Source organism: Treponema denticola (assembly GCF_024181605.1).
Taxonomy (GTDB): domain Bacteria; phylum Spirochaetota; class Spirochaetia; order Treponematales; family Treponemataceae; genus Treponema_B; species Treponema_B denticola_B.
The window spans coordinates 1,106,113-1,121,980 of sequence record NZ_CP054477.1 but is presented as its reverse complement, the minus strand read 5'-3'; the positions used below and the strand labels follow the sequence as shown (position 1 = coordinate 1,121,980).

The following is a 15,868-nucleotide window of genomic DNA, read 5'->3' as shown; positions in this document are numbered from 1 at the left end:
ATCTGCCGAGTTTGCCTTTCGGCAAACGTCGCATTATTGTATGCAGTTTGTAAACAAACTGCGTGAAAAAACTTTTTTCGCAAATTTGCTATTTGCTGCAAAAAGTTTTTATTGGAGAAATAAAATGAAAAAATTAAGTTTTACCGTAGCAGCAGCTGCGGTTGTTGTTGGGATGGTTTTGCTTTGTACTGCCTGTCAATTTGACGGACAAAAAATTATTGACCAATTTCTTTTAGGTTCCTATGGAACATATGAATGGGTGGGAGATGTTCTGACAATCAAGAGCAACGAAAATAATTTTCAAAAGCACTTTGCAGGATTAGGCAAAAACAGTGTTACTCTTAAAAAAGAAACTGTAGGGGCCGCCAAATATCTTACAAGCCCAGAATACTATCTTGAAGCAAAAAATATGGGCGGTGATGTTTGGCAGGGGATTTTTTATTTAAAAGGGATGGGCTTTCGCACAATTAAAATTACGCTTAAAAGCGGCAGCCGTTGTGAGATCCAGCCCGGATTATCGGTTGAAGAAGGTATTAAATTTCCTGAAGATCTGACAGTAAAAGGAACCTGTACAAAGGTATCGGGTTCGGCAGTAATAACATCCAAGACCGGTATGCCTACATACAGTAATATATTTTTTAACAGTATTAAACTCAGTTCTTATGAGACCACATGGGGAACAAAAACTGTTACAACTTTTATTAAGAAGGGTCATTCAAGCAAGGTAGTAGATGGTAAAGAAATAGTTACAGACACCTGGGAAGGATCGTCAGATTTATTCAAAAAAGGAACCGATGCCAACGTGTATTATAAGAGAATTTATACATACGACAAGGCCACAAAAACTTTCATTTCCGGCGAATTTGAAATCTGTATTCCGAAAAATACGGTGTTGCCGGCAAATCTTGAGTAATGGATGCATAAATTGCTGTAAGGGAAGGGGAGTACCCCTTCCCTTCAAAAGTAGGCATTGATCTATATTCTTGCTTGACATTTTATAATTTTTAAGTATACTGACGGTTACAGTATTATTAAATAAAATATTTCTGATTAGTTGCTTTTTTTAACATAAAAACAACAGCATTGTTAAATTTATCTGAATCTGTGTTTTTTGTAGAAATTAAATATTATAAGGAGAATTAGTTATGAAACAAACTAATTTGAAACCTAAGAGTAAATTCTTAAATCGGGCAGTATCTTTTACTGTCCTGTTGTTGGCTGTGAGCCTTTTTATCGGTTGTCCGAATGGTTCAAGCGTAGTTGCAATCTTGGAAGGAGAGGGCATAACTCCTGCGGTTAAAAATCATACCTATACTGTAGATGGAGTGGAATTTAAGATGATAAGTATAGCCGCCAAAACTGACGCATCCTTAGGCGATGATAAGCGTGTTGATAACAAAACTCACATTATAAGTTTAAGTGCTTACTACATAGGAGAAACTGAGGTAACGCAGAAATTGTGGCATACAGTGATGGTAAACAATCCGAGTAATTTTAATAAAGACGATATTACTCAAGGGGAAAGACAGGATTGGCGTCCGGTAGAGTATGTAACCTGGTATCAAGCAATAGCCTTTTGTAATGAACTTACTAAAAAAGTAAATGGTCTTGGAGAAGCTGAATGTGTGTATTACAGTGATGAAGATTTTAATATGGTTTATACAAAGGAAGATGCTGATTCTAAAAAAACGCCCTATCAAAAGATGAGTAAAAAAGGTTTTAGGCTCCCTACAGAGGCAGAATGGGAGTGGGCAGCCAAGGGTGGGACTGATTATAAATGGCCCGGAACAAGTTCAGATTATTTTTTTATAAACTACGCTTGGTACGATTTAAACAGTTTACGAAAAACCCATGAGGTAAAACTAAAAAAGCCGAATGACTATGGCTTATATGATATGTCAGGAAATGTCTGGGAGTGGTGTTGGGATTGTTATGAACACATCAATATTACAGGAAAAAAATTTCCACAAGATTATTCAGGCCCCTCGTTGAATAATGATAAACGAGTAAAGCGAGGGGGGGGCTATGAGGATGATGCTTTACAGTGCATAATAGTCTTACGAAGCTATGATATGCCTGATCACAAATTCAGAAATATTGGCTTCCGCTTGGTTTGTCGACCATAAAGAAATGACGAAGTATAAATGACCTTTCCATAATTCGATATTTTTCTCCCTTCTTGACACTAAACTTTTTATTTTAGTATAATTCATAGTTATCATGGTAAGTGCTATCAAAAGGATAGTGTGCTATCTTTTGATAGCGATAAGGAGTTTGCTTTGACAAGAGATTTAGGAGTATTAAAAGGAATTTATCTTGCTCCTTACATGCAGGTTGCTACCGCCTTAATCGGAAAGGCTCGTCATGCAGGAGGCAATATGTTCCGGCATCAGGTAGATACTATGGCTATTCTTATAGACTATGGATACATCGACAGTGTTCTCTTAAAGGCTTCTTTAATCCATGATGTTATCGAAGATATCGAAGATTTTAATGTAAACGAAATTTTAAGTATTGATTCCGAATCGGGACAGGTTTATGAACTTGTTTTGGAAGTTACAAAGAAAAAAGGTCAAGAAAAAACCGAATACCTAAAAAATATAATAAAAAACGGATCGGAAAAGGCTAAAATTTTAAAATGTGCCGACAGAATAAGCAATATGATAAGTTTGGGCTTCGTAACGGATTCCGAATTTATTGAACGCTATTGCAATGAAACCGAGCTCTATATTTTTCCTATAGCTTTGGAAGTTAATTTTGAAATGTACAAGGAGCTTATGGCTTTGGTGGTTTCCCGTAGGCAATATTTGGTTGAGTGCGGTTATCTTGAAGAAAGAGTAAAGAAAATGCGCAAGGCAAGGTAAAGGGGGGGGAGAATTTATGATTGAAATTTCAAATGTTTCAAAGGCCTACGGCTCTTCTAAAACAAAAGCTGTAGACTGTATTTCGGTAAACGTAAAAAACGGCGAAATCTTCGGCTTTTTGGGGCCGAACGGAGCCGGAAAAACTACTACAATTAAGATGATAACCGGTATTCTTAATCCGGATTCAGGATCAATAATCGTTGACGGTGTAAATATAGCTGAAGATCCTATGGAAGCAAAGCGCAGGATAGGCTATGTTACCGATAACCCCGAGCTTTTTTCTCAGTTAAAAGCTGCAGAATACTTAAATTTTATAGGGGACGTTTATGGGGTATCTGCCGATGTAAGACAAGAAAGAATAGAGAGATACACTAAACTTTTCGGAATAAATGAGGCCTTAAACGGGAGCATAGGAAGTTTTTCTCACGGAATGAAGCAAAAACTTTTGGTTACCGGAAGCCTCTTATCGGACCCTCCTATTTGGATTTTGGATGAGCCCATGGTAGGTTTGGATCCTAAATCCGCCTTTTCCTTAAAAGAAATTATGAGAGAAAGAGCCGATGCCGGAAAGGTTGTTTTCTTTTCTACCCATGTTATGGAAGTGGCAGAAAAACTTTGCGACAGGCTTGCAATTATAAATGCCGGTAAAATTATGTTTGAAGGTTCTTTGCAGGAGTTGAGGGAACAAAGAGGAGAAAATGCTTCTCTTGAAAAGCTTTTTTTAGAACTCGTTGACGATAAACATTCTTTTAATTTGGGAAACGGGGAAGCTTAAAGAGAGTTAAAAATTATGAAAGTTTTTTTTAGATTGGTTAAAATTTATTTGGCTTCCGTTTTTAACTTTAAAAATTTTAAGGCTCAAATTCAAAAAAGAAAAAAGAAGGGTGATCAAACCGTAACAAAAAATTCCAAGGCTAAGATGTTGGGAATGGCAATCCTCTTTTTATTTGTTTTTGCAGAATTTTTATTTATTTTCGGCTTTTTGATTTTCGGTCTATACGGAACGGCAAAGGCCGTAAACAATATAAGCATTCTTTTTGAAGTAACGGCGGTTCTGATTTCTTTTATGAGTCTTTTGTTCGGATCCATGCTTACTATTTCTACCTACTACATAGGCGAAATTGAAGAACAGTTTTTGTCTATGCCCATTAAGCCGCGTACCTTGTTTGCATCAAAGTTTTTTGCAAACAGCCTTAATTCGCTCATTACCTCTTTTGCTTTTTTTGCAGTTTTAATGGGAATTTACGGGTATATGGAATCTCCGCCCTTTATGTTTTATGTATCGGCCGTTATCTGTGCCCTTGTAATTCCTCTGCCTATGATTTCCGTATGTTATTTTTTTAATATCCTCATTATGCGTTTTACTCGAGTTTTTAAAAATAAAAACGTTATCATGGCTGTAAACGGAATTTTAGGTATGGCTCTTGCCTTAGGTTTTAATTATATAATACAATCGGCTTCGGGTTCCGATCCTGAGGCTCTTTATAGAATGGTTGAATCAAATGCTTCCGCCTTTCAAACTTACGGTTCATACTATCCGCCGGTAAAACTTGTAGGTTATATTTTAAGTAATCCTGTTTCTATTTTAAGCTTTTTATATATCCTATTGCTGATTGCTTTTTGTGCAGTTCTTCCGGCCTTGGTTATAGGATTTATGTCAAAACTTTATACTGACAGCTTAATAGGTTTTAACGAAAAAAACATAAAAAAGCTGGAAGCAAAACAGGTTTCAAGTTTTTTACATAAAAACATAAAAAAATCTTCTCCCTTTATGGCTTATGTAAAAAGGGAATTTAAAATGATGAACCGCACCCCTGTATATCTTTTAAACGGCCCATTTTCCATTATCTTTATGCCTATCTTGTTGATTGTTATAAGTATTGCAAAGGGATTAAACTTAAATAATATTCATCCCAATGTAATCGATTTTATGCAAGGAAATGCGGGCTTTGTAATTACAGGCCTTGCAGCAGGCTTTTTAGGTTCAATGACCAACATCGCAGATACGGCTCTTTCAAGAGATGCAAAATTTATTCCTTTTATCAAGAGTTTACCGGTTGATATTGCGGTTTATATGTATGCTAAATTAGCCCATGCTATGATTTTTGCTGTTTTTGCCATAGTAGTAGGTGTGGGTTTTGCAGGCTTTGTATTTAAATTCGGCATTCTTCATATAGTTTTATCGTCTTTAGTAGCTCTTTGCTTTTCGGCCCTTGTAAACCTTGTTTCTTTATTTTTAGATACGGCTCATCCTAAACTTCATTGGGATAATCCTGTTGCAGCTATGAAGCAAAATACGAATGTGCTTTTTATTATGTTTTTTAATATGATTATATTGGCTCTCTCCGCTGTTATAGTGTTTTTCAGCATGAATTCCCATCTATGGGTAATCTTAATTTATTTTTGCGGTATACCTGCCGCTGTCTTTGCGGTTTTGATTAAGCCCTATGGAATATATGCAGCAAATAAAATTGCAAGTATTGAATTTTAATTACCTGCTAGACTAAAATGCGTTTTTTTTGTAATCTTTAAAAATATTATGGAAAGACTTAAATTATATTTTTCTTATTTTAAGAACAAGATTCTAAAAAAGTATGAGGATAAAAAAGCTCAGTCGGTAATAGACACGGAAGAAATCAAAGAAGAAATATGGGCAGCCGATTTTTCTAAAAAGGTAAAAGCTCGTTTTATCGAAGAAACAGGAGACGGATATCAGTCCTTGTTTGAAGGAAACCCTGACGGTAAACATTCTTATTCTTTGGAGCTAAAGCGTAAACATCTTTATGCTTGGGCCTTAAACCCTTTATTTCGATATAAGGATTTTGTGCTTGATGCCGAAATTGAACTTCCTGTTTTTACAGATAACTTCTTTCCTGAAGAAAATACAAGTGCGGGCTATTGTGCTGCAGGCTTTGTCTTTAGGCACATAAGCGATAAGGCCTTTTATTCACTTCTTATTTCCGATAAGGGATGGATAAGGCTTGAAGCTGTTGTTAATTCTACTCCCATGCCTATCCTAGGCTGGACAAAGCCCTTAACCGATGCCGATAGCTCAAAATTTAAAATAAAATTAATCTGTGCGGCAACAAGTATAACGGTTCTTGTAAACAATACTTGGTTAGGTAAATTCGATTCCGATATTGTTCAAGCCGCCGGAAAAATCGGCTTTGCAGGGCAAAACTGGGAAACCTACCCTAAGGTCAAATTTTACTTAAACGAGTTTAAAATTATTTCTCAACCAATTCTTGTAGAAAATACCGATTCTGCCGCCAATAATCCGGATGCAATTTCTCCTGAAGCCTATATTAACCTTGCTTCAACCTATTATGCTATGGGGCAATATGTTGCAGCCATCTACCAGATAAAACAGGCATGGAAACTCCGTGAACCCACTATTCAAGATCATATTTTAGCCGGAAGAATATATTTTGCCCAGCGTTTAAATGAGGAGGCTGAAAAAGAATTTTTATCGGCTCTTGATATTGAACACGATAATTATGAAATAATGGCCGAGCTTGCCGGCCTTTACTATCAATCCGGCAATATGAAAAAATTGGGAGATATTCTAAAAAGTATTCCGAATGACGAAATTGAAAAGTCGGTACTTCTTTGCTCTTTAAAGGGGCATTTTTTAAATTCCCAAGGGGAACATGAAAAATCGGCCGCCTTTTATGCAAAGGCCTTTGAGCTAAAACCAGATCAGGGCTTATTAAAATACAATGAAGCAAACGAGTTGAATCTTGCGGAAAAAAAAGCTGAGGCCGTCGACTCTTATGTTGAAGCCGGAAAACTCTTCTTGGCTTCCGAAGAATATAACGAAATGGCCGATGTAATAAATGCCCTTGAGCGCATTGCTCCTGAGGATGAGCGTACCTGGGCTTTAAGCGGTAAATTCTATTATGCTGTAGATAACAAATGGGAAGCTAAGCTTAATTTTAAAAAACTATGTGATGCAAAGACAAGTGACTCTACAATATGGTATTTGTACGGTCTTCTTATTCATGATGAAAATCCTGAAGAAGCTATTAAATTCTTTAAAAAGGCTTGTAAGCTTGGGCCTGAACACGGGCTTTATCATTTCCGCTTGGCGGAGTCCTTGTATTTAATAGGAGAGGACTGTTCTGTTCCTCTTTTAGAGGCTGAAGCCCTTGAGCCTAATAACGGATGGGTTTTTAATTTAAAAGCTCTTTGTGCTATTGATGAAGATGCCTTTTTTGATGCTCAGATAGAAATTGAAAAAGCCCGAAAGATGCTCCCCGATGAGATAGTTATTTTGGAAAACTATGTAGAAGTTATGCGTCTTCAAGGCCGCTTAACAGAATGTGCACCTCTTTTTGACATAGAGGCGGGAACCGCCGATTTGGCAGCTGAAAGAAATAGGGCCGAAGCCTTTCATATTTATGCAAATGCCTTGTTCTTTGATGAGCAATATGATGAAGCCGATATTTGGTATCAAAAGGCATTAAAGCTTAAACCCGTAGATCCCGTTCTTCTAACCGATAAGGCCGAAAACTCAATACAGATAGGCTACCTAAATGATGCTGACGGCCTTTTGGTTAAAGCTATGGATATAGAACCTACGGAAAGAATATACAGGCTTATTGCTCTTCTTGCGGTAAAAAAAGGCGACCACGCCCGTGCAGAAGTCAGCTTAAGACAAGCTATCGAAGAATTCGGTGAAAGCGAGGTGCTTTTATTCGATCTTACAAACCTTTATATTCAAACAAACCGTAAAGAAAAGGCTAAGGAAACGATAAAGCTTTTAACCGGTTGTGACGACCAAGAACGCCTAAAGGAACTTAAAGCTCTTTTAAAAAAATGATTTTAAAGATTAAAAAATCAAAACCTGTATCTTCATTACCGATAGAGGTTCCGCCCTCGAAGAGTCATTCAATGAGAGCTCTTGTTTTGGCATCTTTTGCCGAAGGTTCTTCTCAAATAAAAAATCTCCTGATGAGCGGAGACACAAAAACGGCTATATCGGTATTTGAATCTTTAGGTGTAAGATTCAAAATAGAACAAAAAACTAATTTCTCTGCCGATATAAATGTTTTTCCTTCGAAAGAAGGTTTAAAAAAAAGAATCGAAAAACAAAAGCCGATAAAAATTGACGCAGGAAATTCCGGCACTCTTTTTTACTTTTTAGGTTCCATTCTTTCTTTAATGTCTTCCGATTTTATTTTAACCGGAGATTCATCGATTTTAAAGCGTCCTGTAAAGCCCTTAATCGAAATTTATGAGGAGTTAGGTTTAAAATACGAATTTCTTGAGAGTTTTGAAAAAGCACCCATACGGGTTTTAGGAGGACAATTTTTAATCAAAGACTTTGAAGAAAAAAAAATCTGTCTTGAGGGAGATTTTTCACAGGTTGTAAGCGGTCTCCTGCTTGGAGCCGGTTTACTCGATTTTCCTTTACAAATAAATTTAAAAAGGGCAGGGGAGCTTCCCTATTTAAAGATGACCCTTCATTGGCTTAAAACTTGCGGTATTGAATTAGACGTTTCAGACGACTTTAAAACTTTTAAAATTACGGGAGGTCAAAAGATTTTAAGTTTTTCGGCAAGTATTCCGGCCGACTGGTCTAGTGCTGCCTTTCCCATTGTCTTAGCCCTGATTACGGCTTCAACTATCAGCATAAAAAACATAGATATAAATGATGTTCAAGGAGATGCGAGGATAGTAAAAGTCTTAAAAGAGATGAATGCGGATATCCGCTTTGAAGAGGAATCGCAAACTCTTAAAATTTTTCCTTCAAGTTTAAAGGGCGGAACCTTTGACTGTTCCGATATTCCCGATGCTGTTCCGGCTCTTTCTGCTATAGCCTGTTTTGCAAAAGGCGAAACTCTTTTAAAAAATATAGAAATCTGCCGTTATAAGGAGTGTGATAGACTTTCAGTAATTTCCTCGGAACTAAAAAAACTTGGGGCAGATATTACTGAGGGAAGGGATTTTTTGCGTATAAGAGGAAACGCAGGTAAAAATCTAAGGCCTGCTGCTGTTGATTCTCATAAAGATCACCGCATAGCTATGATGCTTACCGTTATGGGTTTTGGTATCGATGATAAAGATGGGACTGTGTTTACCCTAAAAAACGCCGAATGTTTCGATATAAGTTATCCGTCTTTTTTAGAAGATATAAAAAAGATACGGTTGACTTTTTCTTTTTAATGTTTTAAAATTTTCAAGTTAATTGACGTTTGATATAAAGGATTTTCAATGTATAATGTGCAGAAAAAAATAATTCTTTTATTTCTTATTTTGTTTACTTTTAATTTATTCGCAGACGAGGATGTTTTTGTTTTTTACTCGCAACCTTCATCCATAGCATCCAAATTTGTTACCGGTATTTTGCAGGATTCATACGGCCGGATTTGGTTCGGTACTAAAGAAGGTTTGGCATATTATGACGGTATTAAATATAAAAACTATGAATATATTCCTTTTTCAAAAGATTCCATTCAGTCTTCACAAATTCAATGTCTGTATAAGGACCCAATAAAGGCTGAAAACGGAAGCGATGTATTTTGGATAGGCACCTTTTACGGAGTTGAAAGATTTAATATCGATACCGAAACATTTACCCACTTTGATATGACGAATTCGATCGTTTTCGGTTTTTTAAGGGATTCTCATGACCGCTTATGGGTTGGAACCCTGGACGGCTTGTATATACTAAATGAAGATGACGGTTCCGTTATTGAATTTTCTCAAACTTCCGAATTTTACATAGGGAATAACGAAATATCCAATATTTATGAAGACTCAGAAGGGCGGATATATGCCTGTACACATGGGGGGGTATGGGAGTATGATGAGCTAAATAAAAGATTTCGACGCTCAAGGCTTTTTGAAAAAGATAGGACGGTTACGGAATCAATTGTTAATAATATTTTTGAAGAAGACGGAGTATATTGGGTGTCCGTTTGGAATACAGGCCTATTTCGAATTGATCCAAAAAACGGAAAAAGAAATCTGTTTACATTTTCAAACAATAAAATAACATGCTTATCAAACAAATTTTCCGATGATATATTATTGATAGGAACCGGGGGCGGCGGTTTAATAAGTTTTGATAAAAATACATATTCTTATACCGAATATACTTCAAAACAGCGTTCATATAATCTTTCAAACGATTTTATTTTTTCGATATACGTAGATACTTACGGTTCATTATGGGTCGGCACAAACGGAGGCGGAGTAAACATATATGACACTAAACGTATGTGGTCAAAACTAATATTGTTACATGAAAATAAAATCAGCAGCAGAGAAAATTCGGTTTCAGGTTTGAGTAAGGACAAAAACGGAAACTTGTGGATAAGCCTTTTAAATAACGGTATAACCTATTATGATTTGAGCACAGGAAAGAAGAAATATTATCGTTGTTCCGAATCTAAAATTATTTCCAACTCCGTATTTCAATTTCACATAGATAAAAATGAGGATATATGGGTTGGTACGGATCTTGGATTATGTAAATATGATAAAAAAAAGGATACCTTTGTTGGAGTTAATCTATACAATGATAATATAATTGAAGACGGTGAAAGAATCATATACAGCATTATAAGTGATGATAACGGATTTTTATGGATAGGTACATATGATGGAGGCCTTATTAAATTTTCACCTTCATCCGGAATTCTTAACAGATATAAAAATGATCCTAAAAATCCCAATAGTTTATGCAGCAATCTTATTTTTAGCTTGCTTATAGATTCCTGTAAAAGACTTTGGGTAGGAACCAATAAAGGTCTTGCCGAGTATAAACCTTCAACCGATGAATTCACGATATACAGATATAATGTAAATAACAGAAAAGGTATTTCTTCAGACAGAATAACCTCATTATTTCAGGATGTTCCCGGTAAATTGTGGATAGGAACCGGTGATGGAGGCGTTAATATATTCGATATCGAAAAAAAAGAGGCTTTGAATTATACTGCAAATGACGGTCTCCCTGCAAACTTTATTACAGGTATGACCGATATGGATAATAACTACATATGTGTTGCTGCAATAAAAGGTATGACAATATTTAATCAAAATGCTGAAATTATATACAGTTATACTTTTTATAACTACGAAAGACGGTTTACAACAGTTCCTGTTACAATTGGAAATCAATGCTTTGTGGGAACACAAGAAGGTGTTTTAGGCGTTGATATTAATTATCTTTTATCGTTTAAAAAACAAGAGGTTCCCGTAAAAATAAGAACTATAGGCATAAACGGAAATCAGACTCCGGCATTTAAAATAGATCTTCAAAAAACTTATAAATATAAGTATTCCGAAAATAATATAAGTTTTGAGTTTTCATCGATGGATTTATCTCCTCTTTCAAGACCTTCTTATGTTTTTATGCTTGAGGGGTTTGATAAAAATTGGATTAATGCCAATATGAAAAACTATGTGCAATATACTAACCTTAAATCGGGAAAATATACGTTTAAAGTAAAAGATATTTCAAATCCATATCCTGAACCTGCATCTTTTACTTTTATTATAGAAAAACCTTTTTGGCTCTCGTTGCCGATGATAGCTGCCTATATTTTAATTTTTGCAGGCATGACTTTTTTAATTTGCAGGCTTCGTCAGCTTTTTCAGTATAAGATTGCAAATAAAAAACTTCAAGAAGAACAAAAAGACCTTATATCTGCAAATAAACAGCTTACGGTTTTATCTACGGTTGATGAATTAACAGGTGTAGGGAACAGAAGACAGTTGGACACGGTGGGTAAGGATCTTTGGCGTAGGGGATTGGATAATAAGCAGCTGATATCATTGATAATGATAGATATAGATTTATTTAAACAATACAATGACCTGTATGGACATCAGGCCGGAGATAATGTTCTTAGAACTGTTGCTCAAACCTTACAAAAAAATCTGAGAGCAAAACATGATTTTGTAGGAAGATACGGAGGAGAAGAATTCTTAGTTCTGCTTTATAATAGTTCTGTTTCCGAAACAATGAAGATAGCCGAAAAACTCCGTATTGAAATTAAAAATGCAAATATTGAGCATTCGGCTGCAAAGGATAAGATCTTAACTATCAGCTTAGGCGCCTATACTGCCGTTCCTACTAATGATCTTTCATATGAAACTATGCTTTCCTTTGCAGATTCTGCTCTTTATAAGGCTAAGGGAAGCGGAAGAGATATCTGCAAAATGTATACGGAGTAAGGCTTATAAAAACATTATCTTCCTATTGACCATTGCAAAAATAAGGTGTAGACTGTTTCTTATGAAAGATAAAATAATTGACGCTGCGATTAGGCGTGTCCCGGACTTCCCTAAAAAGGGAATCCTTTTTTATGATATTACCGGTATTTTGGTCAATCCGGAAGTTTTTAGTTATTGCCTTGATAAGATGACGGAAATGTACAAGGATAAAAAGATAGATGCTGTTGCTGCCATTGAAGCCAGAGGCTTTATCTTTGCTGCCCCATTTGCCTATAAAATGGGAATACCTCTTATTTTAATCAGAAAGAAAGGAAAACTCCCGGGAGAAACTTACTCTGCTTCGTATGACCTTGAGTACGGACAAGCCTCTGTTGAGGTTCACAAAACAGATGTAGTAAAAGGTCAAAATGTCCTTCTTTTAGATGACCTGATTGCCACAGGAGGAACTTTAAATGCTGCCCGAAGTATCTTAGAAGAGGGAGGGGCAAAGGTTGTAGGTTTTTGCGGAGTTGTGGGCTTACCCTTTTTAAATTATAGCAAGGTTATCGGGGATTTACCTGTAAAGACTCTTATAGAATATGACAGCGAAAAAATTTAATTCTATTTTTAAGATTTTTGATTTTTTTATTGCATATTTTTCATTTATATGATAAAATCTGAAAGTTACTTCGTAAATTTTTACAAAGTAACTTTTATAATTAGGATTTATGCTTTACTATACAGTATTTGGAGTTACGATATGACTAAAACAAAAGGAAAAGTAGTCGGTATTAACGGTAACATGATAAGCGTTGCTTTTGAAGGCTTGGTTACCCTTAACGAGGTAGGCTATGTTGAGGTTGGTTCAAAAAAACTAAAAAGCGAGGTAATCCGTATTCGGGGAGAAGTAGCTCAGCTTCAAGTATTTGAAATTACAAAGGGAATAAAGGTCGGTGATCCTGTCGAGTTTACAGAAGATCTTCTTTCGGTAGAGTTAGGCCCCGGTCTTTTAGGCCAAGTTTATGACGGACTGCAAAATCCCTTGCCTGAGCTTGCTGAACAAGCCGGTTATTTTTTGGAAAGAGGTATCTACTTAAACGCTCTTTCCCGCACGGCAAAATGGCACTTTACTCCATCTGCTAAAGAAGGAGACACATTAAAGCGAGCAGACTTGCTGGGAACCGTACCTGAAGGCAGTTTTACCCACCGCATCATGATTCCTTTTAACATGTATGGAACTTATAAATTAAAATCTATAAAATCTGAAGGCGATTATACCGTAGATGATACAATAGCCGAGGTTACGGACGAAAGAGGAAACATAATACCTCTTACCATGAGTTTTAAGTGGCCTGTAAAACGTGCAATCGACTGTTATGCAGAACGCTTAAAGCCGACGGAAACCTTGGTTACAAAGATGAGAACAATGGATACATTTTTCCCCGTTGCTAAGGGCGGAACCTATTGTATTCCCGGCCCCTTCGGTGCAGGAAAAACCGTTTTACAGCATGCTACCAGCCGAAATGCCGATGTCGACATCGTTATTATTGCAGCCTGCGGTGAGCGTGCCGGTGAAGTTGTAGAAACTCTTACCGAATTCCCCGAGCTTAAAGACCCCAAAACGGGCCGAACCCTCATGGAGAGAACGATAATTATCTGTAATACGTCTTCAATGCCTGTTGCTGCCCGTGAAGCTTCGGTTTATACAGGCGTAACTCTCGCGGAATACTACCGCCAAATGGGCTTGGACGTTCTTCTTCTTGCTGACTCTACAAGCCGATGGGCTCAGGCTCTTCGAGAAATGTCGGGACGCTTGGAAGAAATCCCCGGCGAAGAAGCCTTCCCTGCCTATCTTGAATCCTATATCGCCGCCTTCTACGAAAGAGCCGGTATTGTCCGCCTAAGCGACGGTTCAAAGGGTTCCGTTACAATCGGAGGAACCGTATCTCCTGCTGGCGGTAACTTTGAAGAGCCCGTAACTCAGGCCACGCTAAAGGTAGTAGGAGCCTTCCACGGTCTTTCACGAGAAAGGTCCGATGCCCGAAAGTATCCGGCAATTCACCCCCTCGATTCTTGGTCAAAATATCCCAGCGTTCTTCCCTTAGAACAAGTTAAATACGGAAGAAGCTTTTTACGCCGAGGAACCGAGGTTGAACAGATGATGAAGGTTGTAGGTGAAGAAGGAACAAGTATCGAAGACTTTATCGTTTACTTAAAAGGCGACTTACTCGATGCCGTTTACTTGCAGCAAAACTCCTTTGATAAGGTAGACGATGCAGTTTCGGTTGAGCGCCAGCAGCACATATATAATATTTTGGTTGAAATTTTAGGTACTTCATTTAAATTTGTTTCAAAGGATGAAGCCCGCTCTTATTTCAGCAAACTTAAACTTATGTTCATCGACTATAACTACTCGCCTTGGGGCTCGGATGCATTTAAATCCCATGAAGACGGAATTAAAAAGCACATCGCCGAAAAAGCGGATAGCTTAGATGAGAGTGCAAAAAAATTATTGAAGCAGGCGGTGTAAGATGAAAAAGGTATATAGTAAAATAGAATCGATTAACGGTTCGGTTATTACGGTTAAGGCCGACGGCGTATCATACGGAGAATTGGCTGAAGTTCAAACCCGTTTCGGAGCCTCTCTTGCCGAGGTCAATAAGCTTGATGGGGACTTGGTTTCCTTGCAGGTTTTTGCAGGCGGCCGAGGTGTTTCAACCGGAGATGAGGTACGCTTTTTAGGCAAAGAAATGCAGGTAAGCTATTCCGAAGACTTGCTCGGCCGTATTTTTAACGGTTCAGGCGATCCGCGGGATTCAGGCCCTGCCTTAAAGGATAACATGATTCCCATAGGCGGCCCTTCGGTAAACCCCTCAAAGCGTATTCTTGCAAACAGAATGATTAGAACCGGTATTCCGATGATTGACGTATTTAACACCCTTGTTGTTTCTCAAAAGCTGCCCATATTTTCAAGCTCCGGAGAGCCTTATAATGAGCTTTTAGCCCGAATAGCCATGCAGGCCGAGGTTGATGTAATTATCTTGGGCGGAATGGGCTTAAAATATGACGATTATCTTTATTTTAAGGACACTCTTGAAGAAGCCGGTGCTTTGAGCCGAACAGCTATGTTCGTTCATACGGCAGCAGACCCGACGGTTGAGTGCCTTATGATTCCCGATATGTGTCTTGCAGTTGCAGAAAAATTTGCCATTGCAGGCAAAGATGTATTGGTTCTTTTAACCGATATGACAAACTTTGCAGATGCAATGAAAGAAATAGCCATTATTCAGGAACAGGTTCCTTCAAACCGAGGTTATCCCGGAGACCTTTACAGTCAGCTTGCAGCCCGTTATGAAAAGGCTGTAGACTTTGCCGACGCAGGTTCCGTTACGGTCTTGGCCGTTACCACAATGCCGGGCGATGACGTAACACATCCGGTTCCCGATAACACCGGTTATATTACCGAGGGTCAATTCTATCTTAAAAACGGACGAATCGAGCCCTTCGGAAGTCTTTCACGATTAAAGCAAAACGTAAACGGTAAAACAAGGGATGACCACCGTGCCTTGATGGACAATATGATTAAGCTCTACGCCTCATATAAAGATACATTGGAAAAGAAGTCCATGGGCTTTATGATGAGCGAATGGGACGAAAAGCTCCTAAAATACGGTGCAAAATTCGAATCGGGAATGATGGACTTGTCCGTAAACATTCCGCTTGAAGATGCCCTCAGCCTAGGCTGGAAAATTCTTGCCGAATGTTTTACCCGTGAAGAAACAGGTATTAAATCCGACTTGGTAAATAAGTACTGGCCGGCAAACTAAAGGGTAGGC

Annotated in this window: 11 protein-coding genes; all 11 read left to right on the top strand. The window is 37.6% G+C overall.

Annotated features, from left to right (window positions below; all coding sequences use genetic code 11):
- The first annotated feature begins 124 nt into the window (after positions 1-124).
- The 11 genes from E4N80_RS05085 to E4N80_RS05035 all read left to right on the top strand — a co-directional run bounded on the left by E4N80_RS05085 (position 125) and on the right by E4N80_RS05035 (position 15,859).
- Positions 125-913, top strand: a complete 789-nt coding sequence (locus tag E4N80_RS05085) for a hypothetical protein (protein ID WP_253700768.1) — start codon at positions 125-127, stop codon at positions 911-913.
- 232 nt (positions 914-1,145) lie between these two features.
- A complete protein-coding gene (locus E4N80_RS05080; RefSeq protein ID WP_253700767.1) occupies positions 1,146-2,126 on the top strand; it encodes a formylglycine-generating enzyme family protein in 981 nt (326 codons plus the stop codon).
- 153 nt (positions 2,127-2,279) lie between these two features.
- On the top strand, positions 2,280-2,864 hold the full coding sequence (locus E4N80_RS05075) for a hypothetical protein (protein WP_002669375.1): 585 nt from the start codon (positions 2,280-2,282) through the stop codon (positions 2,862-2,864).
- A 16-nt stretch (positions 2,865-2,880) separates the two neighbouring features.
- Positions 2,881-3,639 carry an ABC transporter ATP-binding protein gene (locus E4N80_RS05070; protein ID WP_253700766.1) on the top strand — a complete coding sequence of 253 codons (759 nt, stop codon included), beginning with the start codon at positions 2,881-2,883 and terminating at the stop codon, positions 3,637-3,639.
- Between the two features lie 15 nt (positions 3,640-3,654).
- Complete coding sequence (locus tag E4N80_RS05065; RefSeq protein ID WP_253700765.1) at positions 3,655-5,355, top strand: hypothetical protein; 1,701 nt, start codon at positions 3,655-3,657, stop codon at positions 5,353-5,355.
- Between the two features lie 48 nt (positions 5,356-5,403).
- Complete coding sequence (locus E4N80_RS05060) at positions 5,404-7,686, top strand: tetratricopeptide repeat protein (RefSeq protein WP_253700764.1); 2,283 nt, start codon at positions 5,404-5,406, stop codon at positions 7,684-7,686.
- A complete protein-coding gene (gene aroA, locus E4N80_RS05055; RefSeq protein ID WP_253700763.1) occupies positions 7,683-9,032 on the top strand; it encodes a 3-phosphoshikimate 1-carboxyvinyltransferase in 1,350 nt (449 codons plus the stop codon). The genes E4N80_RS05060 and aroA overlap by 4 nt, the downstream gene beginning before the upstream one ends.
- Positions 9,033-9,089: 57 nt before the next feature.
- Positions 9,090-12,053, top strand: coding sequence for a ligand-binding sensor domain-containing protein (locus E4N80_RS05050; RefSeq protein WP_366797286.1), 2,964 nt, complete (start codon positions 9,090-9,092; stop codon positions 12,051-12,053).
- 61 nt (positions 12,054-12,114) lie between these two features.
- Positions 12,115-12,651, top strand: a complete 537-nt coding sequence (locus tag E4N80_RS05045) for an adenine phosphoribosyltransferase (RefSeq protein ID WP_253700761.1) — start codon at positions 12,115-12,117, stop codon at positions 12,649-12,651.
- A gap of 141 nt (positions 12,652-12,792) precedes the next feature.
- Positions 12,793-14,562 carry a V-type ATP synthase subunit A gene (locus E4N80_RS05040; protein WP_253700760.1) on the top strand — a complete coding sequence of 590 codons (1,770 nt, stop codon included), beginning with the start codon at positions 12,793-12,795 and terminating at the stop codon, positions 14,560-14,562.
- A gap of 1 nt (position 14,563) precedes the next feature.
- Positions 14,564-15,859 (top strand): V-type ATP synthase subunit B, encoded by a 1,296-nt coding sequence (locus E4N80_RS05035; protein ID WP_253694711.1) that lies wholly within the window; start codon positions 14,564-14,566, stop codon positions 15,857-15,859.
- Positions 15,860-15,868: the final 9 nt, after the last annotated feature.